Origin of the sequence: Pseudomonas sp. PvP028 (assembly GCF_017832255.1) — a bacterium.
In the GTDB taxonomy this organism is placed as follows: domain Bacteria; phylum Pseudomonadota; class Gammaproteobacteria; order Pseudomonadales; family Pseudomonadaceae; genus Aquipseudomonas; species Aquipseudomonas syringae.
The window spans coordinates 2766190-2788479 of sequence record NZ_JAFIBL010000001.1 but is presented as its reverse complement, the minus strand read 5'-3'; the positions used below and the strand labels follow the sequence as shown (position 1 = coordinate 2788479).

The 22290-nt window shown below is 57.3% G+C and carries 21 protein-coding genes; 15 read left to right on the top strand and 6 right to left on the bottom strand.

Annotated features, from left to right (window positions below):
* Window positions 1–907: 907 nt before the first annotated feature.
* Window positions 908–1429 carry a hypothetical protein gene (locus tag JOE34_RS12430; RefSeq protein ID WP_010421071.1) on the top strand — a complete coding sequence of 174 codons (522 nt, stop codon included), beginning with the start codon at window positions 908–910 and terminating at the stop codon, window positions 1427–1429.
* Between the two features lie 389 nt (window positions 1430–1818).
* On the opposite strand, the gene JOE34_RS12425 is transcribed toward JOE34_RS12430, so the two are convergent.
* Both JOE34_RS12425 and JOE34_RS12420 read right to left on the bottom strand, forming a co-directional pair.
* The gene (locus tag JOE34_RS12425; RefSeq protein WP_003412906.1) at window positions 1819–3036 is read right to left on the bottom strand and encodes an argininosuccinate synthase; all 1218 of its coding nucleotides are present in this window, start codon (window positions 3034–3036) and stop codon (window positions 1819–1821) included.
* A gap of 120 nt (window positions 3037–3156) precedes the next feature.
* Window positions 3157–4059, bottom strand: a complete 903-nt coding sequence (locus JOE34_RS12420) for an OmpA family protein (RefSeq protein ID WP_209995832.1) — start codon at window positions 4057–4059, stop codon at window positions 3157–3159.
* 149 nt (window positions 4060–4208) lie between these two features.
* Between JOE34_RS12420 and pyrC the strand changes: the two genes are divergently transcribed.
* The 4 genes from pyrC to bfr all read left to right on the top strand — a co-directional run bounded on the left by pyrC (window position 4209) and on the right by bfr (window position 7025).
* Window positions 4209–5252, top strand: a complete 1044-nt coding sequence (gene pyrC, locus JOE34_RS12415) for a dihydroorotase (RefSeq protein WP_003428805.1) — start codon at window positions 4209–4211, stop codon at window positions 5250–5252.
* Window positions 5249–5926 (top strand): ribonuclease T, encoded by a 678-nt coding sequence (gene rnt / locus JOE34_RS12410; RefSeq protein WP_003428806.1) that lies wholly within the window; start codon window positions 5249–5251, stop codon window positions 5924–5926. The genes pyrC and rnt overlap by 4 nt, the downstream gene beginning before the upstream one ends.
* Window positions 5927–6135: 209 nt before the next feature.
* Window positions 6136–6354, top strand: coding sequence for a bacterioferritin-associated ferredoxin (locus JOE34_RS12405; protein ID WP_003350768.1), 219 nt, complete (start codon window positions 6136–6138; stop codon window positions 6352–6354).
* Between the two features lie 200 nt (window positions 6355–6554).
* A complete protein-coding gene (gene bfr, locus JOE34_RS12400; protein ID WP_002554851.1) occupies window positions 6555–7025 on the top strand; it encodes a bacterioferritin in 471 nt (156 codons plus the stop codon).
* 126 nt (window positions 7026–7151) lie between these two features.
* Here the strand turns inward: bfr and grxD are convergent, their stop codons facing one another.
* From grxD to JOE34_RS12385, 3 genes are all read right to left on the bottom strand, one after another.
* Window positions 7152–7478 (bottom strand): Grx4 family monothiol glutaredoxin, encoded by a 327-nt coding sequence (grxD, locus tag JOE34_RS12395; RefSeq protein ID WP_002554852.1) that lies wholly within the window; start codon window positions 7476–7478, stop codon window positions 7152–7154.
* A gap of 88 nt (window positions 7479–7566) precedes the next feature.
* A complete protein-coding gene (locus JOE34_RS12390; RefSeq protein ID WP_024662554.1) occupies window positions 7567–9675 on the bottom strand; it encodes a molybdopterin oxidoreductase family protein in 2109 nt (702 codons plus the stop codon).
* Window positions 9676–9807: 132 nt separating this feature from the next.
* Window positions 9808–10101 carry a hypothetical protein gene (locus JOE34_RS12385; protein WP_003428809.1) on the bottom strand — a complete coding sequence of 98 codons (294 nt, stop codon included), beginning with the start codon at window positions 10099–10101 and terminating at the stop codon, window positions 9808–9810.
* 452 nt (window positions 10102–10553) lie between these two features.
* On the opposite strand from JOE34_RS12385, the gene argF reads away from it, so the two are divergent.
* Both argF and JOE34_RS12375 read left to right on the top strand, forming a co-directional pair.
* Window positions 10554–11474, top strand: coding sequence for an ornithine carbamoyltransferase (gene argF, locus JOE34_RS12380; protein WP_032659833.1), 921 nt, complete (start codon window positions 10554–10556; stop codon window positions 11472–11474).
* Window positions 11471–12544: an ABC transporter ATP-binding protein gene (locus tag JOE34_RS12375; RefSeq protein ID WP_209995830.1), complete on the top strand. Its 1074-nt coding sequence runs from the start codon at window positions 11471–11473 to the stop codon at window positions 12542–12544. The genes argF and JOE34_RS12375 overlap by 4 nt, the downstream gene beginning before the upstream one ends.
* Before the next feature lie 8 nt (window positions 12545–12552).
* Here the strand turns inward: JOE34_RS12375 and ybaK are convergent, their stop codons facing one another.
* Window positions 12553–13023, bottom strand: coding sequence for a Cys-tRNA(Pro) deacylase (ybaK, locus tag JOE34_RS12370; protein WP_004389877.1), 471 nt, complete (start codon window positions 13021–13023; stop codon window positions 12553–12555).
* Window positions 13024–13376: 353 nt separating this feature from the next.
* On the opposite strand from ybaK, the gene JOE34_RS12365 reads away from it, so the two are divergent.
* From JOE34_RS12365 to JOE34_RS12330, 8 genes are all read left to right on the top strand, one after another.
* Window positions 13377–14234: an MIP/aquaporin family protein gene (locus JOE34_RS12365; protein WP_004389876.1), complete on the top strand. Its 858-nt coding sequence runs from the start codon at window positions 13377–13379 to the stop codon at window positions 14232–14234.
* A gap of 60 nt (window positions 14235–14294) precedes the next feature.
* Complete coding sequence (glpK, locus tag JOE34_RS12360; RefSeq protein WP_003405430.1) at window positions 14295–15800, top strand: glycerol kinase GlpK; 1506 nt, start codon at window positions 14295–14297, stop codon at window positions 15798–15800.
* Window positions 15801–15899: 99 nt separating this feature from the next.
* Entirely contained in the window at window positions 15900–16655 is a 756-nt protein-coding gene (locus tag JOE34_RS12355; RefSeq protein ID WP_003363617.1) for a DeoR/GlpR family transcriptional regulator, read from the top strand.
* Between the two features lie 520 nt (window positions 16656–17175).
* Complete coding sequence (gene glpD / locus JOE34_RS12350; protein WP_209995828.1) at window positions 17176–18714, top strand: glycerol-3-phosphate dehydrogenase; 1539 nt, start codon at window positions 17176–17178, stop codon at window positions 18712–18714.
* Between the two features lie 345 nt (window positions 18715–19059).
* Complete coding sequence (locus JOE34_RS12345; RefSeq protein ID WP_032660870.1) at window positions 19060–20001, top strand: glutamate/aspartate ABC transporter substrate-binding protein; 942 nt, start codon at window positions 19060–19062, stop codon at window positions 19999–20001.
* Window positions 20002–20130: 129 nt separating this feature from the next.
* Complete coding sequence (locus JOE34_RS12340) at window positions 20131–20877, top strand: amino acid ABC transporter permease (RefSeq protein WP_003418523.1); 747 nt, start codon at window positions 20131–20133, stop codon at window positions 20875–20877.
* Entirely contained in the window at window positions 20878–21543 is a 666-nt protein-coding gene (locus tag JOE34_RS12335) for an ABC transporter permease subunit (protein WP_002554865.1), read from the top strand.
* On the top strand, window positions 21540–22274 hold the full coding sequence (locus tag JOE34_RS12330; protein WP_003363626.1) for an amino acid ABC transporter ATP-binding protein: 735 nt from the start codon (window positions 21540–21542) through the stop codon (window positions 22272–22274). Before JOE34_RS12335 ends, JOE34_RS12330 begins: the two co-directional genes overlap by 4 nt.
* Window positions 22275–22290 lie beyond the last annotated feature (16 nt).

Here is a 22290-nt window from a genome sequence, read left to right as displayed (position 1 = left end):
TTATCGCCAGCTACTTAAACCAATTCCTTTTAGCTGAATCATTTAAAAAACAGGTCGATCCCCGCCCCCGGTAGCGCCCGACTGCTGTCACAGCCCATGGCCATCAGTCTGCCGCCCGGAAAGCGACACCTGCACATAACGCCCCTCTAGCAGGGCGACTGAAAGTCTCTGCATGCGGATGCCCTGCCCTGTACACACAGGTCCAAAGACCACTGGATACATCCCACACGCTACATACGTAAACAAGGTTTAAAAATTACACATTATTTACAGAATTTCGTACAAATATTTATTTAAGGAAAACCCTCACAGAATGGCAAGAAAAATCCTACAAACAAACACACAACCTCAAAGTGCCACACCTCTACAAACCTATCATTGACATGGCTATATCTAACAAGGCCCATCCTTTCAGTGTCGCAAAATCTTACATACACCATAGCATAACCCTACATCATTCAAGACCATAATTAGCTCTTTCGACAAGTAGCAAATACCATTTTTTATTTCAAAGCCAGACACGTTCTTTCGAATAGGAAATGGACTACACGATTAGCAGACGCAACTTTACAACTCGTAAGACATTATAAAAATCACTCAATCAATTCATGCACTCAACCATTTTCCTCTTGCAAAATTTATTACCAGTCGTTACTTTTTTAACAGCAACTTTTATTAATTACTGCCTTTGAATACGCGCAGCTATATGACTTCCTGCTGCTGCGTACTGCACTTGCGCACTCCCTCAACGGTGCGTTCAAGCAGGCTTCATATAGTGCGCGGCCGGATGAAATAGCGCACTGGGTATCTAGCCGATCCGGCATCGCTGCTTTCTGGAAACGCTCAGGGCTCCTGGCAACTCTTTCGAGTAGGCCCTGTGTATAACCATGTTCAAAAGGGATGTACCATGAACACTAAATACGCTCGTACGCGGTCATCAATGCCCACCGCGTCTGATCTCACTACCGCAGTGGAAGCCTTTATTGCCCGTGGTGGTGTTATTGCAGTCATTCCAGAAGGAGAGACCGCTGAATTAGCCGCCCCGTCATCACCGCGTACAAAACGTGCGGCAGAACAGAGGCTTGAAGTCGCTGGTAAAGTGCAGCAACTGAGGTATCTGGCGGGCAAGGGGGCCGGTTTTACCGCGCTACAGTATTCATTGCGGATGAATAAAAGGGATGTTCGCCGACTGGCCACAGAACATGGCGTGACCATCAACCTCAGCCAGCCCTTGATCGTCCCACGCAGCGAGGCCCTTGATGACGTTACGGACATCGATGACGTCGTTGCAGGTCACGCCATGCACTACTCGGCATTGGGCTATACCGCGTCCGAGATTGCCCGGATACTCGATCTTAGCCTTCGCCAGGTACTCAGCATCGGCAAGGCATACCGGTTTGAATTCCGGCCACGACAGGAGAGCGACTGACTCTGAATAATTACGCAAAAAAACAAACAGTGTGCGATACGTTTCAGCTGGCCGACGGAAAACGCTGTTATTCCCTGCCCTGAACTTCTACAGCTACTGTAGGAAAACACCAAAACAAATACGCATTTTACCAGTGATCACTGTAAGAAGATTTTCAAAGACTAAATACTTGATGCTTCTGGCGAAGGCTGCACGCTGAAATGCATGGTAAAACAGGCATTGCTCTCCAGGTGTACGGCTACCTTGCATAGCACATATACCCTGCCTATCAACCACGATGACTTCACTGCCTCGACGTCTTTTTACATGACGCCTGGAAAGAATGACCCTGTCGATAGTATTTGAAGTGCAGCCCTGAATGGGCTGCACTTGTCGAACAACTTGCGGTATCAGAACAGCTTGCGGCCCTTGTTGGCTGCAATCCGCATGCGCAATGCGTTGAGCTTGATGAAGCCCGCTGCATCGGCCTGATCGTAGGCACCTGCGTCATCTTCGAACGTGGCAATGTTGGCGTCGAACAGCGAATCATCCGACTTGCGACCGGTGACGATCACATTGCCCTTGTACAACTTCAGGCGCACAACGCCGTTCACGTGAGCCTGGGACGCGTCGATCATCTGCTGCAGCATCAGACGCTCAGGGCTCCACCAGTAACCTGTGTAGATCAGGCTGGCATATTTGGCCATGAGTTCGTCCTTGAGGTGGGCGACTTCGCGGTCCAGAGTGATCGATTCGATGGCGCGGTGAGCGCGCAGCATGATGGTGCCACCCGGCGTCTCGTAGCAGCCACGGGACTTCATGCCCACATAACGGTTTTCAACGATATCCAGACGGCCGATACCGTTTTCGCCGCCGATGCGGTTCAGGGTCGCCAGCACAGTGGCCGGGGTCATTTCGACGCCATCCAGCGCAACGATGTCGCCATTGCGATAGGTCAGCTCAAGGTAAGTCGCAACGTTTGGCGCGTCCTCAGGGGATTTGGTCCAGCGCCACATGTCTTCTTCGTGCTCGGTCCAGGTGTCTTCCAGCACGCCGCCTTCATAGGAGATGTGCAGCAGGTTGGCGTCCATGGAGTACGGGGATTTCTTCTTGCCGTGACGCTCGATCGGAATGTTGTGCTTCTCGGCGTAGTCCATCAGTTTTTCACGCGACAGCAGATCCCATTCGCGCCACGGAGCGATGACCTTGACGCCTGGCTTGAGCGCGTAGGCACCCAGCTCGAAACGCACCTGGTCGTTACCCTTGCCGGTTGCGCCGTGGGAAATGGCGTCAGCGCCGGTTTCGTTGGCGATCTCGATCAGACGCTTGGCGATCAACGGACGGGCGATGGAGGTGCCCAGCAGGTACTCGCCTTCATAGACGGTGTTGGCACGGAACATCGGGAAGACGAAATCGCGCACGAACTCTTCGCGCAGGTCATCGATGTAGATTTCTTTCACGCCCATGGCCTGCGCCTTGGCGCGTGCCGGCTCGACTTCTTCACCCTGACCCAGGTCAGCGGTAAAGGTCACCACTTCGCAGTTGTACGTATCTTGCAGCCACTTGAGGATTACCGAAGTATCCAGACCACCGGAATACGCGAGAACTACCTTGTTTACGTCCGCCATGCCATCACTCCACCGGGTTGTACGGAAAACCGCTGATTCTACCGTTCAAACCGGCAAATTTACAGGGGCGCGACAGCTTGTGACGACAAGGCGACGTCTGACAGATCTTTTTTACAGGCTTTAAGAAGTGTGCGCTGCGCTGGCAGACGCAACCGGCACCGGGCGCTCATCGGGCGCAACACGCTCAAGGTGCACGTTCACACGACGGTTGCGCGCACGGTTGGCTTCATTGGTGTTGGGCGCCAGCGGGTAGCGCTCGCCATGAAAGCGCAGGGTGATTTGCTGCTCGGGTATACCTTGCGCCTTGAAGTAATCCATGACCGCCAGCGCGCGACGGCGGGACAGGTCACGGTTGGTCAGACGATTTCCGCTGTTATCCGAATGACCGTCCAGTTCGATACGATTCACGGTCGGGTCGGCCTTCAAATAGGCGACCATGTTGTCCAGACGCGCCTTGGCGCGGGCATCCAGCTCGATACCGCCACCCGGGAAACCCACCTCAGCCTGTTTGATCTGATCGAAGTTCATCGGCAGCAGCTTGGCAGTGCATGCCTGGTAATCGCTGAATGCCTTGCTGAACTTGACCGGCAGCAGACGCACTTCCATCTGGCCGCCGTCCCGGGTGTAGTGGCGAATGAGCGGACTGCGCCCGTCCATCAGACCGCTGATCAGACGTCCGGCCTGGGCCTGAGAGGTATTGAAGGGAATATCGCCATTGCTGACGCGCACAGACCCCAGATTGATATCGCCGCGGCCCGCTTGCCACGGTGCAGCAGCGGCCAGCAGCGTCGCAGTGCCGTTACCGAGCATGTTGTATGAAGCCTTGAGGCGAAACGTCGCCTGCTCGCCCGCGCGGCGCACGAACTCACCGGCACCGAAGTCGGTGATCGGTTGAGTCAGGCGGCATTCGAACTGATCGCCTTCGACCTTCCACTCGATGCTCTCCAGACGCGTCTGGAAACTGATAGCCATCGCCGGGAGGCTGGCAAACATGCTGAGCAGGGCTAAATATCGCTGGCGCACGGGAGGCTCCACTGGAAATGAACGCGAAACAGAAAATTACCGACTGACAAGGGAGCTATCGGTAACTTCATGCAAAACTTGATAGCGGATGCCTGAGAGAGTCTTTTCCGGTAGCATTCCCAGCGAGTTTGACCCGCCTGGAATCCCCAATGTCTGACCGCCTGACCCTCCTGCGTCCCGACGACTGGCATATTCACCTCCGTGACGGAGCTGTCTTGCCTCATACCGTTGCTGACGTAGCGCGAACTTTTGGCCGCGCAATCATCATGCCCAACCTCGTGCCTCCGGTACGCAACGCGCAGCAAGCCGATGCCTATCGCCAGCGCATTCTGGCTGCACGCCCGGCCAGCAGCCGCTTCGAGCCGTTGATGGTGCTGTACCTCACCGACCAGACCACGCCCGACGACATCCGCACCGCCAAGGCCAGTGGCTTCGTGTACGCGGCCAAGCTGTATCCGGCCGGCGCGACCACCAACTCCGATTCCGGTGTCACCAGCATCGACAAGATCTTCCCTGCCCTCGAAGCCATGGCCGAAGTCGGCATGCTGCTGCTGGTGCACGGGGAAGTGACACGTGGCGAAATCGACGTATTCGATCGCGAGAAGGTCTTCATCGATGAGCACCTGCGTCGTGTAGTCGAGCGCTTCCCGACCCTGAAAGTGGTGTTCGAACACATCACCACCGGTGAAGCGGTGCAGTTCGTCAATGAAGCTTCCGCCAATGTCGCGGCGACCATCACCGCGCATCACCTGCTCTACAACCGTAATCACATGCTGGTCGGCGGGATTCGTCCGCACTTCTATTGCCTGCCGATCCTCAAGCGCAATACGCATCAGACGGCCCTGCTCGACGCGGCCACCAGCGGCAGCGGCAAGTTCTTCCTGGGCACCGACTCTGCGCCGCATGCCCAGCATGCCAAGGAAAACGCGTGCGGTTGCGCCGGGTGCTACACCGCCTACGCAGCCATCGAACTGTATGCAGAAGCTTTCGAGCAGCGTAACGCTCTGGACAAGCTGGAAGGCTTCGCCAGCCTTCACGGTCCGGCGTTCTACGGCTTGCCCGCCAATCAGGACACCATCACGCTGGTGCGTGACGAGTGGACCGCCCCTGCCAGCCTGCCGTTCGGCGAGTTGACTGTTATCCCGCTGCGCGCTGGTGAAACACTGCGCTGGCGTCTGGAGGAACACGCGTGAGTGAAGATAATTTTGACGACGAACACGAAGGCCACGGCGGTGGCGGCGGTTCCCGTCACCCGATGGCGGCGCGCTTTCGCGGCTACCTGCCAGTGGTCGTCGACGTAGAAACCGGCGGTTTCAATTCAGCCACCGATGCCTTGCTGGAAATCGCTGCGGTGACTATCGGCATGGATGAAAAAGGCTTCGTGTTCCCGGAACACACCTATTTCTTCCGCGTAGAACCGTTCGAAGGTGCCAATATCGAAGCGGCGGCGCTGGAGTTCACCGGCATCAAGCTCGATCACCCGCTGCGCATGGCAGTCAGCGAAGAAACCGCGATGAACGACATCTTTCGCGGCGTGCGCAAGGCCCTCAAGGCCAATGGCTGCAAACGCGCGGTGCTGGTCGGGCACAACGCCAGCTTCGACCTCGGCTTCGTCAATGCCGCCGTCGCGCGGATGGACATGAAGCGCAACCCGTTTCACCCGTTCTCCAGCTTCGACACCGCCACCCTCGCCGGCCTGGCTTATGGTCAGACGGTGCTGGCAAAAGCCTGTCAGGCTGCCGGCATCGACTTCGACGGGCGCGAGGCACACTCGGCCCGTTACGACACCGAGAAGACGGCAGAGCTGTTCTGCGGCATCGTCAATCGCTGGAAAGAAATGGGCGGTTGGGAAGATTTCGACGACTGAGGACGTTACGTCTGTGAATGGACCGGCCTTGTGCCGGTTTTTTCATGTCTGCAGCGGGATGAACCTGAGGGCATACTCATGACGCGTTTCCTGCGAAAGCAACCGCTCATCGCTCGACCTGAATACAACCCAAAACAGTTTTGACAAGCATTCTCATTAACATTAAGCTCCTCGGCACCAAGCAATAAACCAGCGACGGTCCATAGCTTATGTATGTTTGCCTCTGCCAAGGTGTCACCGACGGTCAAATCCGGGATGCAATTCTGGAAGGCTGCTGCAGTTATCGTGAAGTCCGTGAAACACTCGGCGTTGCGAGTAAATGTGGGAAATGCGCCTGCCTGGCAAAGGAAGTGGTGCGTGATACGCTGACCGAGCTGCAAACCAGCCATGCATTGCTGGCCTATCCGGCAAAATTTTCAGCTGCCTGAACCCCCTCTTTTAAAGAACCGGACACCACGTCCGGTTTTTTTATGCCTGTAATTCAAGCGCTTAGCGTCAAGATGCGGAACTCAAACATTCTTATTCCTATTTAATTTCACTTATTATTCAACAACTTAGGTTTGACAGGCGTTTAAGCGCAGCTCACACTCGGCACTTATATACACAAGCCACCGGCAGGACCTCGAACATGAAAGGCGACATTACCGTCATCCAGCATCTCAACAAGATCCTCGGGAACGAGCTGGTCGCTATCAATCAGTATTTCCTGCATGCGCGCATGTACGAAGACTGGGGTCTGAAAAAGCTGGGTGGCCACGAATATAAAGAGTCCATCCATGCGATGAAGTACGCTGACAAGCTGATCAAGCGCACATTGTTTCTGGAAGGGCTGCCCAACCTGCAGGACCTGGGCAAGATTCTCATCGGTGAGCACACCAAGGAAATGCTGGAGTGCGACCTGAAGATCGAGCAAAAAGGTCTGGCCGATCTGAAAGCCGCGATCGCTCACTTTGAGACAGTCGGTGACTTCGGCAGCCGTGAGCTGCTGGAAGACATCCTTGAGCCTAAGGAAGAGCAAATCGACTGGCTGGAGACTCAGCTGGGGCTGATCGTCAAAGTCGGTATCGAGAACTACCTGCAGTCGCAGATGGGTGACTGATTCCCCCATCGCGCCGCAATGAAAAAGCCCGCCTCAATCGAGAGCGGGCTTTTTCTTGTGCGTAAAACCATGCTGGAGCGTAGGAAGCGATAATCGCGACTATCGTGCGACGCTCTGCGCGAGGCTTTACTCGGCCTTGGCGGCGGATGCTTCCTTGACCAACGTCTGCAACGAACCGTCAGCCATCATCTCGGTGATGATGTCGCTACCACCGACCAGCTCACCGGCAACCCACAGTTGCGGGAAAGTCGGCCAGTTAGCGTACTTTGGCAGGTTGGCGCGGATTTCAGGGTTTTGCAGAATGTCGACGTAGGCAAACTTTTCGCCACACGCCATCAATGCCTGGGAAGCCTTGGCCGAAAAGCCGCATTGCGGAGCGTTCGGAGCGCCTTTCATGTAAAGCAGAATGGTGTTGTTGGCAATCTGCTCTTTGATCGTTTCGATGATATCCATGGAGCACCTCGGCTGAAATATCCGACTCAGTTGTCGGCACGGTGGCGCATTGTAACGAAATCCCGAGCATGACGCTCTGTCTTGAGGCTTAACACGCCACGACGTGCACCGGTACGCCGTTCAACGCCGCGTTGCCGGACAGCGCGTCGAGTTGCCGTTCGTCGGTCAGGTCATTGGCACTGACGCCGGGCAGGCTCTGCGCGATCGCCATTTTTACTCCTGCACGTGAATGCCCCCAACCGTGCGGCAGGCTGACCACCCCCGGCATCATGTCCAGACTGCCCAGCACCTGAACCTCGATCATCCCGACCCGGGAGCTGACCCGGACCTGCTGGCCGTCACTCAGACCACGGCACGCGAGATCGTCAGGATGCATCAACAGTTGATGCCGGGGTTTGCCCTTCACCAGCCGATGGTAGTTGTGCATCCATGAGTTGTTACTGCGCACATGCCGGCGGCCAATCAGCAGTAACTCACCGGCCTGGGGAGCAGACTCGGCTGCAAAGCGCGCCAGGTCGGCCATGATCACCTCAGGCGCGGCCTGGATGCGGCCATTGGCGGTCTTCAGACGCTGTGCAAGATTAGCCTTCAAAGCCCCCAGATCAAGACCGTGCGGATGACTGTCCAGGGTTTCCAGTGACAGCTTATGGGGTGATGCGTCGCCATAGAAGCCTGCACGCAGCCCGCGATCGATCATCTGCGCAGGCGGCAAAGTGGGTTTCAGCGCCCGCTCGGCCTTGGCGGCAAAGGCGCTGGCCAGCCCAACGAAGATCTCCCAGTCGTGCAGCGCACCTTCGGGCTTGTCGAAAATAGCCCGATTGAAGCGCGTGACGTTGCGCACAGCCAAGGTGTTGAAGGTGGTGTCGTAGTGATCATTTTCCAGTGCCGAGGTGGACGGCAGGATCAAGTCGGCGTGGCAAGTGGTCTCGTTGATGTAAAGATCGATGCTGAGCATGAACTCAAGCCCTTCGAGCGCCTGCTCCAGCTGACGGCCGTTGGGCGTCGACAGAACCGGATTACCCGCAACGGTCACCAACGCGCGAACCTGCCCCTCCCCCTCCACGAGCATTTCCTCGGCCAGCGCCGAGACCGGCAACTCCCCGCCATACTCCGGCAGGCCGGACACCCTGCTTTGCCACAGATTGAAATGACCGCCGGATGTCGAGCTGACGAGGTCGACGGCGGGCTCTGTACAGAGTGCGCCACCCACACGGTCCAGGTTGCCAGTCACCAGATTGATCAGTTGTGCCAGCCAATGGCACAGCGTGCCGAAGGTCTGAGTCGACACGCCCATTCGCCCATAACACACCGCCTTGTCAGCGGCCGCGAAATCCCGTGCCAGTTGCCGGATCTGCCCGGCAGCGATACCGCAGCGCGGGCTCATGGCCTCGGCAGTAAAACCGGCAATGGCGTGGCGAACCCGCTCCAGGCCGTCGACGGGCAAATGGCTCTCGCGGGTCAGCCCCTCCTCGAACAGCGTATTGAGCAGCCCGAACAGCAACGCCGCATCACCGCCCGGGCGTACGAACAGATGCTGGTCAGCGATGGCAGCCGTCTCACTGCGCCGCGGGTCGATGACCACCAGTTTGCCGCCGCGCTGCTGGATTGCTTTCAGACGTTTTTCAACATCCGGTACCGTCATGATGCTGCCATTGGACGCCAACGGGTTGCCGCCGAGAATCAGCATGAAGTCGGTGTGATCAATATCCGGAATCGGCAACAGCATGCCGTGGCCATACATCAGGAAACTGGTGAGGTGATGCGGCAACTGATCGACCGACGTCGCCGAAAAACGATTGCGGGTCTTGAGCAGGCCGAGAAAGTAATTGCTGTGCGTCATCAACCCGTAGTTATGCACGCTGGGGTTGCCCTGATAGACCGCCACCGCGTTTTGCCCATGGCGCTGCTGAATGGCGTAAAGCCGCTCCGCCACCAGATCGAAGGCCTGCTGCCAGGCAATCGGCTGCCATTGATCACCGCTGCGCAGCATCGGCTGCCGCAAGCGATCAGGGTCGTTCTGGATGTCCTGCAGCGCAACCGCCTTGGGGCAGATATGACCGCGGCTGAACGTGTCCAGCGGGTCGCCCTTGATCGAGGTAATACGCGGCGCAGAATCCGCCTCCACGACGGTCTCGATCACAAGACCGCAAATGGCCTCGCACAGGTGGCAGGCTCGGTAGTGTTCAGTCCGGGTCATCACAGCCTCAGATCTTGTCATGGCAATCCGGTTGATTGCCGAACACTCACTATGCTGCCTTGCCATGCCCCGCGCCACTGATGTTCGGCCCGTGAATCGAGGGGCATCAGGCGCGCGGATGAGTTGGCCGAATCAACCGCCGATAGGCGTCACGACCTTGCGCTGTTGCTGGATTTCAGCCACGGTTTCGACCTGTTCCTGCGCCAGGTGGACGCCGGTCAGATCGCCGATCAAGCGCCAGTGCTCGTCGAGGCCTGAGCTGATGGTGGCCATGCGATCAATCATGCGCCGCCCCGCGGTACGCGTGACTTCGTCCTCGCTGCGCAGCAGTTCGAAAGACATCGAGGTCATCGAGGCTGTCAGATGGGTAAGCGTGCGGGCGGTGAGCCCGAGCAACTCCGTTAATTGATGCTCTTTTGAGTCCATTCCCCCACCCCTTGATCAGTAATGTATCGGCAACGATTTATAACCCACGCCCGAGATTAAAGAAACGGTCCCTGTTTCAAGCCCGTGAGGCGCATCCCATCAGGCGACGGCCGCGCAAACGTGGACTGTTACAGGATTGGTACTAATTGCCAAGCGCTATTTGGGCAGTGTACAAATGCTGCCTTCGGAAAACGTGCAGATGGCTGTCAACCTTCACAGCGTAGCCAGTTTTGCCCCGTCAACACAGAATAACGGCGCCCCTTCTATACGGGACGCCAGTAGTAACCATGTTTCAGAAAAACGCATGCTATTGGTAAGACGCGACATTTTTTTATACTATCGCGCCTTTCTTATTCGTCGCCCCGTGCGGCTTCCGCCGCAGGTCTCGCCCGTTTTATCGATAAAAACCGGCTTTGATAACCTGCGGTCTGTTGCAGAAAAGGTAGTTAATCATGAACGCCAGGCACTTTCTCTCGATGATGGATTACACCCCGGATGAACTCTTGGGCTTGATCCGTCGTGGCGTAGAGCTTAAAGACCTGCGAAATCGCGGTGTACTTTTTGAACCGCTGAAGAACCGGGTATTGGGGATGATTTTCGAGAAATCCTCGACACGTACCCGTCTTTCTTTTGAAGCAGGGATGATTCAGCTCGGTGGCCAGGCCATCTTTTTGTCGCATCGAGACACCCAGTTGGGCCGCGGCGAGCCGATTGCCGACAGCGCGAAAGTGATGTCGCGCATGCTGGATGCAGTCATGATCCGTACTTATGCGCACAGCAATCTGACCGAATTCGCGGCCAATTCACGCGTGCCGGTCATCAACGGTCTGTCCGATGATCTGCACCCGTGCCAGTTGCTCGCCGACATGCAGACTTTCCTGGAGCATCACGGCTCGATCCAGGGCAAGACCGTTGCCTGGATAGGCGATGGCAACAACATGTGCAACAGCTATATAGAAGCGGCGATTCAATTCGACTTCCAGTTGCGTGTGGCCTGCCCTGCCGGCTACGAGCCAAACGCCGAGTTCCTGGCATTGGCTGGCGAGCGTGTCACCGTGGTCCGCGATCCGAAAGCCGCAGTTGAGGGCGCCCATCTGGTCAGCACCGACGTGTGGACCTCTATGGGTCAGGAAGAGGAAACCGCTCGGCGCAAGAAATTGTTCGCGCCGTTTCAGGTCACGCGCGCCCTGCTCGACCTGGCTGACAAGGACGTGCTGTTCATGCACTGCCTGCCAGCTCATCGCGGCGAAGAAATCAGTGTCGACCTGCTGGATGATGCACGCTCGGTCGCCTGGGATCAGGCCGAAAATCGCTTGCACGCGCAGAAAGCGCTGCTGGAGTTTCTCGTCGCGCCGTCCTGCCAGCCCGCATGAACCCGTTGCTGCTGAACCTGCGCAACCTCGCTTGCGGCTACCAGAACCAGCTCGTGGTGCAGGATTTGAACCTGCACCTCAACGCGGGTGATATAGGCTGCCTGCTGGGCTCGTCGGGCTGCGGCAAGACCACCACACTGCGCGCCATTGCCGGTTTCGAACCGATCCATGCGGGCGAGATCACTCTGGCGGGAGAAGTGATCTCCCGTCCGGGCTGGACCCTGCCGCCGGAGAAACGCCGCATCGGCATGGTGTTTCAGGATTACGCGCTGTTCCCGCACTTAAGCGTCGCCGAGAACATCGCATTCGGCATTCGCAACCACCCGCGCCTGGATCAGGTGATCGCCGAGTTGCTTGAACTGGTCAACCTCGGCGCGCTGGGCAAGCGCTATCCTCACGAGCTGTCCGGTGGGCAGCAACAGCGAGTGGCGCTGGCCAGAGCCTTGGCACCCGAGCCACATCTGCTGCTGCTCGACGAGCCGTTCTCCAATCTGGACGGCGAGTTGCGTCGGCGCCTGAGCCATGAGGTGCGCGATATTCTCAAGGCGCGTGGCACCAGCGCGATTCTGGTGACTCATGATCAGGAAGAGGCTTTTGCCGTCAGCGATCACGTAGGCGTATTCAAGGAGGGACGCCTGGAACAGTGGGACACGCCTTACAATCTCTACCACGAGCCGCGCACGCCATTCGTTGCCAGCTTCATCGGCCAAGGCTATTTCATTCGCGGGCAGATGATGGACCCGCAATCGGTGCATACCGAACTCGGCGTATTGCTCGGCAACCGGGCATACCCGGGCGTCATTGGCGCCGCTGTGGATGTCTTGTTACGCCCTGACGATATCGTCTACGCGCCGCACAGCGACCTGAAAGCACGGGTCATCGGCCGAACGTTTCAGGGCGCCTCGACCCTGTACCGCCTGCAACTGTCGACCGGCAGTCAACTGGAAGCCATTTTCCCCAGCCACGCCGACCACGGCCAGGGTGAGGAAGTCGGTATTCGTGTGGCAGCAGAGCATCTGGTGCTGTTCCCGGCACCCGGCAGCGTGGCCGTGCATACGCTCAATAGCTGAGGCGCGAATCATTCCCTGCCGATCTGGGCAAACCTGGCCTGGGTATGTTCAGCCAGCACTGCTGGCGAAAGCTCGACCTCAAGCCCCCTCCTCCCGGCACTGACATAAATGCTGTCAAAGCGCTGGGCAGTTTCGTCGATAAAGGTGCGCAGACGCTTTTTCTGGCCCAAGGGACTGATGCCACCCAACAGGTAACCCGTCGAACGTTGCGCCGCCGCAGGGTCAGCCATTTCGGTTTTTTTCGCCCCGGCAGCCTGCGCCAGCGCCTTTAGATCAAGTGTTCCGACGACTGGCACGACGGCGACCAGTAACTCGCCTTTTTCGGTACTGGCGAGCAGCGTCTTGAAAACCTGTGCAGGCTCCAGACCCAGCTTTTCCGCTGCCTCCAGCCCATATGACGGCGCTTTCGGATCATGTTCATAACTGTGAATGCGATGTTCGGCGCGGTTTTTTTTCAGCAAATCCAGTGCGGGTGTCATGCAACGCTCCAAAAGGTTCCGAATGCCCATCACTTTAAGCGAAGTAAAGTGAACATGCCTTGATTCACGCCACCTGCGACACTGATGGCCTTTTGGCAACAGCCTGAATTCCCCGGTATAAAGCGGTCTTGCCGGGTCCTTGCGGGGTGCTGGCGATTTACTGACCGTTCGGTTCCGACCTTTGACAGCGGTGTTTCTTGCCTATATTTTTTCGTTTACGAATATTATCGAAAGCGATTTTTCGGTATAACTCGCAACGGCGATCAGAAATGGGGTTTTTTCTGAGACGCACGAATAACGAGCACCCACGCCTGTCTCAGGGTGCCGAGACAAAAACAAAAAATGAGGTATCCATGTCCATCGCACTAAAACAACCGACGCTCACCGGGCAATGTGTGGCTGAATTTCTTGGCACCGCCCTGATGATTTTTTTCGGCACAGGATGTGTTGCAGCGCTCAAGGTCGCGGGCGCCACTTTCGGTCTTTGGGAAATCTGCATCATCTGGGGTATGGCCGTCAGCATGGGGATCTACCTCAGCGCCGGCATTTCAGGTGCGCATCTCAACCCGGCCGTCAGCATCGCGCTGAGTCTGTTCGCCGGTTTTGAAAAACGTAAATTGCCCTTTTATATCTCCGCGCAAATCGCAGGCGCGTTCTGCGGAGCGGGTTTGGTGTACCTGCTGTACATCAGCCTTTTTTTCGACTTCGAACATGCTCACCACATCATTCGCGGCAGCGAGCAGAGTCTTGAACTGGCGTCGGTGTTCTCGACATATCCAAATCCGGCCATTTCAGTCGGTCAGGCCTTCCTGGTCGAAGTGGTCATCACTACCATTCTGATGGGTGTGATCATGGCCTTGGGCGATGACAGCAATGGTTTGCCGCGCGGCCCGCTGGCACCCTTGCTGATCGGCCTGCTGGTAGCCGTGATCGGTAGTTCGATGGGCCCGCTGACCGGTTTCGCCATGAACCCGGCGCGCGACTTCGGTCCGAAGCTGATGACGTTCTTCGCTGGCTGGGGTGAAATGGCCTTCACCGGCGGTCGCGACATTCCTTATTTCCTGGTTCCGATTTTTGCGCCCATTCTGGGTGCCTGCCTTGGTGCTGCTGGCTACCGCGCGCTGATCGCGCGTCATCTGCCAAGTGCCGCTCCTGTTGAACATGAAAAAGAGGCTCCTGTGGTTCGCGGCAAAGTTCAGGTTTCATCTTGAATGTCACTCAATTTGAATCTCACACAACTGAATCCCACCCAATAATGCAAGGCAATCGAAATGACTGACACACAGAACAAGAACTACATCATTGCTCTTGACCAGGGCACCACCAGCTCGCGCGCCATCATCTTCGACCGCGACGCCAACGTGGTGAGCACTGCCCAAAGCGAATTCGTCCAGCATTACCCGCAGGCAGGCTGGGTCGAACATGACCCTATGGAAATCTTCGCCACCCAGACTGCCTGCATGACCAAGGCACTGGCGCAGGCCGATCTGCACCACAACCAGATTGCCGCCATCGGCATCACCAACCAGCGTGAAACCACGGTCATCTGGGAGCGCGACACCGGCCGCCCTATCTACAACGCCATCGTCTGGCAGTGCCGCCGCAGCACCGAGATCTGCCAGCAGCTCAAGCGTGACGGCCTTGAGGAGTACATCAAGGACACCACGGGTCTGGTGATTGACCCGTACTTCTCCGGCTCCAAGGTCAAGTGGATCCTGGACAACGTTGAAGGCAGCCGCGAGCGCGCACGCAAAGGCGAGCTGATGTTCGGCACCATCGATACCTGGCTGATCTGGAAATTCACCGGCGGCAAGGTTCACGTCACCGACTACACCAACGCCTCGCGGACCATGCTGTTCAACATCCATACGCTGGAATGGGATCAGCGCATGCTCGACGTGCTGGACATCCCGCGCGAGATGCTCCCTGAGGTCAAAGCCTCCTCCGAAGTTTACGGCCACAGCAAGAGCGGCATCCCGATCGCCGGTATTGCCGGCGACCAGCAGGCAGCGTTGTTCGGCCAGATGTGTGTCGAACCCGGCCAGGCCAAGAACACCTATGGCACTGGCTGCTTCCTGCTGATGAACACCGGCAAGAAAGCCGTGAAATCGGCGCACGGCATGCTCACCACTATCGGCTGTGGCCCGCGTGGTGAAGTGGCCTATGCGCTGGAAGGCGCGGTCTTCAACGGTGGTTCGACCGTGCAATGGCTGCGCGACGAACTCAAGCTCATCAACGACGCGCTGGACACCGAATACTTCGCCGGCAAGGTCAAGGACAGCAACGGCGTATACCTGGTGCCGGCGTTCACGGGTCTGGGCGCACCTTATTGGGACCCCTACGCACGAGGCGCATTGTTCGGTCTGACCCGTGGCGTGAAAGTCGATCACATCATTCGTGCAGCGCTGGAATCCATCGCCTATCAAACCCGCGACGTGCTCGATGCCATGCAGCAGGACTCCGGCGAACGCCTCAAGTCGCTGCGTGTGGACGGTGGTGCAGTGGCCAACAACTTCCTGATGCAGTTCCAGGCAGACATCCTCGGCACCCACGTCGAGCGTCCGCAGATGCGTGAAACCACGGCACTGGGTGCAGCCTTCCTGGCCGGTCTGGCAATTGGTTTCTGGAGCAGCCTGGACGAGTTGCGTAACAAGGCCGTGATCGAGCGTGTGTTCGAGCCATCGTGTGAAGAAGCGCATCGCGAAAAACTTTACGCAGGCTGGCAGAAAGCAGTCGCGCGTACTCGTGACTGGGAACCGCACGAAAACGAAGAGTGACAGTGCTGTTGTAAGGAGGGGAGCAGGATTCCGGCTGACAGGTTGCACTTTCCTGCGGCATGATGGGCGCCATTTGTAGAGGGCGCCCAAGGAAAAACAATGAACCTGCCTCCCCGCCAACAACAGATCCTCGAACTGGTCCGTGACCGTGGTTATGTCAGCATCGAGGAGATGGCGACGCTGTTCGTCGTGACCCCACAAACCATTCGCCGTGATATCAATCAATTGGCGGAAATGAACCTGTTGCGCCGCTACCACGGCGGCGCAGCCTATGACTCGAGCATCGAAAATACCGCCTACGCCATGCGTGCGGACCAGATGCGCGACGAAAAACAACGGATCGCCGAGGCCATCGCCGCGCAGATCCCGGACAACGCCTCGTTGTTCATCAATATCGGTACCACCACCGAATCCATCGCACGTGCGTTGCTCAACCACAACAACCTGAAGATCATCACCAATAACCTGCATGTGGCGTCGATCCTCAGCACCAAGGATGATTTCGAGGTGCTGATAGCAGGCGGCAATGTGCGGCGTGACGGCGGCGTTGTGGGCCAGGGCAGCATCGACTTTATCACCCAGTTCAAAGTGGACTTTGCCCTGGTGGGTATCAGTGGCATCGACGAAGACGGCAGCCTGCTGGACTTCGATTACCAGGAAGTGCGGGTGTCCCAGGCGATCATCGCCAACGCTCGCAAAGTGCTGCTGGCGGCTGATTCCAGCAAGTTCGGACGCAACGCCATGGTCCGCCTGGGGCCGATCACCCTCATCGATTGCCTGGTCACCGACCAGCCCCCCGTCCCTGCCCTTCAGCAGTTGCTGAATCAGCACAAGATTCGTCTGGAAGTGGTGTGATTGTCAGGCGCGGGCGGTGTTCGCGCGGCGGTCCGCAGTGCTCGTGAAGACGGTGCATCGAGCGCCCTATTTTCTGGCGTCTGTACCGGCCTCTTCGCGAGCAAGCTCGCTCCCACAAGACTTGTGTATGTATGGCGCAGCACGCATCTGTGACGCGGAGCGGCACACAAGGCATTGCCACGCTGGAGCGTGAGGAACGATAGATGTCCTGAAGAACACTCTCGTGCCCATGCTCCGCGTGGGTATGCCGTTCTGGACGCTCTGCGTCCCCTCCTGCTTCAGCGATGTGGCGCAAATCTGTGCGTCAGAGCAATTCAGTGCAGGCTGTGCATCCATCCTCCCGGCAAAAAATCCCGCCCTACAATGTTCATATTTGTTCTTTTACTGACTCCATCATCAGTATTTTCAATCGATACGTGCTAGCAAGGGTCATTTTATTGAGCTATTATTTTCGAAAGTGAACATTAATGTTCAGATTCGCCTTTCGAGCACTGCTCACGAATTGTCCAGGAGGCCACCAATGCCCCACACCAATGTGCCAACCCCGCCCCTCTCAGAGGTCTACGACATTGCCGTTATTGGCGGTGGCATCAACGGTGTCGGTATCGCAGCGGATGCCTCCGGTCGCGGCCTTTCGGTTTTTCTGTGCGAAAAGGACGACCTGGCCAGCCACACGTCCTCGGCCAGCAGCAAGCTGATTCATGGCGGCCTGCGCTATCTGGAGCACTACGAGTTCCGCCTGGTGCGTGAAGCCTTGGCAGAACGTGAAGTGCTGCTTGCCAAAGCACCGCACATCGTCAAGCCAATGCGCTTTGTGCTGCCTCATCGCCCGCACCTGCGTCCGGCCTGGATGATTCGTGCCGGGATGTTCCTTTATGACAACCTCGGCAAGCGCGAAAAACTGCCAGCATCCCGAACCATCCATTTCGGTGCAGACAGCTCGCTCAACTCGAGCATCACCCGCGGTTTCGAATATTCCGACTGCTGGGTCGATGACGCGCGTCTGGTCGTGCTCAACGCCATGTCCGCTCGTGAAAACGGTGCGCACATTCATACTCAAACCCGTTGTGTCAGCGCCCGTCGTATCAAGGGCCTGTGGCATCTGCATCTGGAGCGCAGCGACGGCAGCCTGTTTTCGATCCATGCCAAGGCATTGGTCAATGCGGCAGGCCCATGGGTGGCCAAGTTCATACGTGAAGACCTGAAACTCGACTCGGCTTACGGCATCCGCCTGATTCAAGGCAGCCACCTGATCGTGCCGAAACTGTACGAAGGTGAGCACGCGTTTATTCTGCAGAACGAAGACAAGCGCATCGTGTTCACGATTCCGTACCTGGAGCACTTCACCATCGTCGGCACCACCGACCGTGAGTATCAGGGTGATCCGAACAAGGTGGATATCACCGAAGGCGAGATGGATTACGTGCTGAAAGTGGCCAACGACCACTTCAAGAAACAGTTGAGTCGCGCAGACGTGCTCCACACGTTCTCGGGCGTGCGCCCGTTGTGCAATGACGAGTCCGATAATCCGTCCGCCATTACCCGTGATTACACACTTTCCTTGTCAGGCGGCGCTGACGAAGCGCCAATTCTGTCGGTGTTTGGCGGCAAGCTGACCACCTACCGCAAACTGGCCGAGTCGGCGATGGCGCAGTTGGCACCGTTCTTCAAACAGATGAAACCGAGCTGGACGGCCAAGGCTGCCCTGCCGGGTGGCGAGGACATGACCACCGCCGAAGCGCTGGCAACAGAAATGACTCGTCGCTGCAGCTGGCTGCCAGACCCTATTGCCAAGCGCTGGTCGATTACCTACGGCAGCCGCAGCTGGCGCTTGCTGGAGGGCGCGCAAAGCCTGGAAGACCTTGGTCAGCATTTGGGTGCAGGCCTGTATACCCGCGAAGTCGATTACCTGTGCGACCAGGAATGGGCCACCAGTATCGAAGACATCCTGTGGCGCCGCACCAAGCTCGGCCTGTTCACGACGCCTGAGGAACAGGCCGCCGTGAGCAGCTACCTGGAAACAGTCGTGCGCAATAAAGCCTCTTTCGAAGCGGCCTGATAATCCGCCCGCAACCTGTTCACCCATTGCGAGGTGAACAGGCTTCTCTCCTTGCTCCCCTCCTCCCGCATAACCCATTCCATTCGGTTTCCCGAACAGTCTACCCCGCCTTATTCGGTTTCCCGGACGCCTTGGTCCGCGGCACCACAGCCAACTTTAAAAAACCTTTTAAATTCAGTTGCTTGAATTACTAAAACTGCTTGGCACGACTCATGCTCTACATTCTGAACCGAGCGTTTCGACGAGGGCGTGTGTCTGGATGTGGACGCCGTTGAAGCATTCGCCAAGAAGCGGGCCGAATCTGATTACGGCCCCATCAATAAAAATGAAATCAAGGACTCAACCATGCGCATCGTTCCCCACCTGTTGGGCGCAGCCATCGCTGCCGCTCTGATCAGCACGCCGGTTTTCGCCGCCGAACTCACTGGCACCCTGAAGAAGATCAAGGAATCCGGCACCATCACGCTGGGCCATCGTGACGCCTCTATCCCGTTTTCCTACATCGCTGATGCCTCTGGCGTGCCGATGGGCTACTCCCACGATATCCAGCTGAAAATTGTCGAAGCCATCAAGAAAGACCTGGACATGCCTGACCTCAAGGTCAAGTACAACCTGGTGACTTCGCAGACCCGTATCCCGCTGGTTCAGAACGGCACCGTCGATGTGGAATGTGGCTCGACCACCAACAATATCGAGCGTCAGCAGCAGGTTGATTTCTCCATCGGCATCTTTGAGGTCGGCACGCGTCTGCTGTCGAAAAAGGATTCCAGCTACAAGGACTTCGATGACCTGAAAGGCAAGAACGTCGTGACCACGGCTGGCACCACTTCCGAGCGCATCCTCAAGGCGATGAACGCTGACAAGCAGATGGGCATGAACGTGATCTCCGCCAAAGACCACGGTGAATCCTTCCAGATGCTCGAGTCCGGCCGTGCAGTCGCCTTCATGATGGACGACGCGCTGCTGGCAGGCGAAATGGCCAAGGCCAAGAAGCCGGACGACTGGGCAGTGACCGGCACGGCACAATCCTACGAAATATACGGCTGCATGGTCCGCAAGGGCGATGCCCCGTTCAAGAAGGCAGTGGATGACGCGATTGTTGCCACCTTCAAATCCGGCGAAATCAACAACATCTACAGCAAATGGTTCATGTCTCCTGTCCCTCCGAAAGGTCTGAACCTGAATTTCCAGATGAGCGACGAGTTCAAGAAGCTCATCGGTAACCCGACCGACAAAGCTGCTGACGATAAAGCGGCTGACGACAAAGCTAACGACAAGAAAGCCTGAGTAGCCGGTCAGCCAGCCTGAACTGATCGCATCCCGAGCAGGCAAAAACTGTTCGGGACCGGCCCCTCACTCTCGGCATCCGACAGTGCGTGCATCTCGATATAAATAGAAAAAGAGGGGGAGACCCTGATGAATTACAACTGGGACTGGGGCGTATTCTTCAAGTCTACCGGCGTCGGCAGCGAGACCTATCTGGACTGGTTCATCTCCGGTCTGGGCTGGACCATCGCCATTGCTGTCATTGCCTGGATCATTGCCCTGATACTGGGTTCGGTGCTGGGCGTCATGCGCACCGTGCCAAACCGTCTGGTGTCGGGCATCGCCACGGTATACGTGGAAATCTTCCGTAACGTGCCACTGCTGGTGCAGCTGTTCATCTGGTACTTCCTGGTGCCCGACCTGCTGCCGGAAAACCTGCAGGAGTGGTACAAGCAAGACCTGAACCCGACCACCTCCGCGTTCCTCAGCGTCGTGGTCTGCCTTGGCCTGTTCACCGCTGCACGGGTCTGCGAACAGGTGCGTACCGGCATTGAAGCACTGCCGAAGGGCCAGGAATCGGCCGCCCGCGCCATGGGCTTCAAGCTGCCACAGATCTACTGGAACGTGCTGTTGCCGCAGGCTTACCGGATCATTATTCCGCCGCTCACCTCCGAATTCCTGAACGTGTTCAAGAACTCATCGGTAGCGTCACTGATCGGCCTGATGGAGCTGCTCGCACAGACCAAACAAACCGCCGAGTTCTCCGCCAACCTGTTCGAGGCCTTCACCCTCGCGACGCTCATCTACTTCACGCTGAACATGAGCCTGATGCTGCTGATGCGTGCGATCGAGAAGAAAGTCGCCGTACCGGGACTCATCTCACTGGGGGGCAAATAAATGGACTTCACTGGAATCGTTCCGGCCATTCCCGGCCTGTGGAACGGCATGGTCATGACCCTCAAGCTGATGGCGATGGGTGTCGTCGGCGGCCTGGTGCTTGGCACGCTGCTGGCGCTGATGCGCCTGTCATCGAACAAGCTGCTGGCCAATGTGGCCGGTGCCTACGTGAACTACTTTCGTTCGATCCCGCTGCTACTGGTGATCACCTGGTTCTATCTGGCCGTGCCGTTCGTGCTGCGCTGGATTACCGGTGAAGACACGCCCATCGGCGCGTTCGCCTCCTGCGTCGTGGCCTTCATGATGTTCGAAGCCGCGTACTTCTGCGAAATCGTCCGTGCCGGCGTGCAGTCGATCTCCAAAGGACAAATGGGCGCCGCGCAGGCGCTGGGCATGAACTACTCGCAGATGATGCGACTGATCATCCTGCCCCAGGCGTTTCGCAAGATGACCCCACTGCTGCTGCAACAGAGCATCATTCTGTTTCAGGACACCTCTCTGGTGTACACCGTCGGCCTCGTCGATTTTCTTAACGCATCGCGCTCCAGTGGCGACATCATCGGGCGCGCCAACGAGTTCCTGATCATTGCCGGTCTGGTGTATTTCACGATCAGCTTTGCCGCCTCGCTGCTGGTGAAGCGTCTGCAAAAAAGGTTTGCCGTATGATTTCCATCAAAAACGTCAACAAGTGGTATGGGGACTTCCAGGTACTGACCGATTGCAGCACCGAGGTCAGCAAGGGCGAAGTAGTTGTGGTGTGCGGCCCGTCCGGCTCCGGCAAGTCGACCCTGATCAAATGCGTGAACGCACTGGAACCGTTTCAGAAAGGCGATATCGTCGTCGACGGCACATCAATCTCCGATTCGAAGACCAACCTGCCCAAGCTGCGCTCGCGGGTCGGCATGGTGTTTCAGCACTTCGAACTGTTCCCGCACCTGAGCATTGTCGAAAACCTGACCATCGCGCAGATCAAGGTGCTGGGCCGCAGCAAGGCCGAAGCCACCGAGAAGGGTCTGAAGCTGCTTGAGCGCGTCGGTCTTTCCGAGCATGCGCACAAGCATCCCGGGCAGCTTTCCGGTGGGCAGCAACAGCGTGTCGCCATCGCGCGCGCGCTGGCGATGGACCCGGTGGTCATGCTGTTCGACGAGCCCACTTCCGCACTCGACCCGGAAATGGTCAATGAAGTGCTCGATGTGATGGTGCAACTGGCCCAGGAAGGCATGACCATGATGTGCGTGACCCACGAGATGGGTTTCGCCCGCAAAGTCGCCAACCGGGTGATTTTCATGGACAAGGGACAGATCGTCGAAGACTGCGCCAAGGAAGAGTTTTTCGGTGACGTCAGCGCACGCTCGGAACGCGCCCAGCAATTCCTCGCCAAGATCCTTCAGCACTAGGCAATAGCTTGACGGC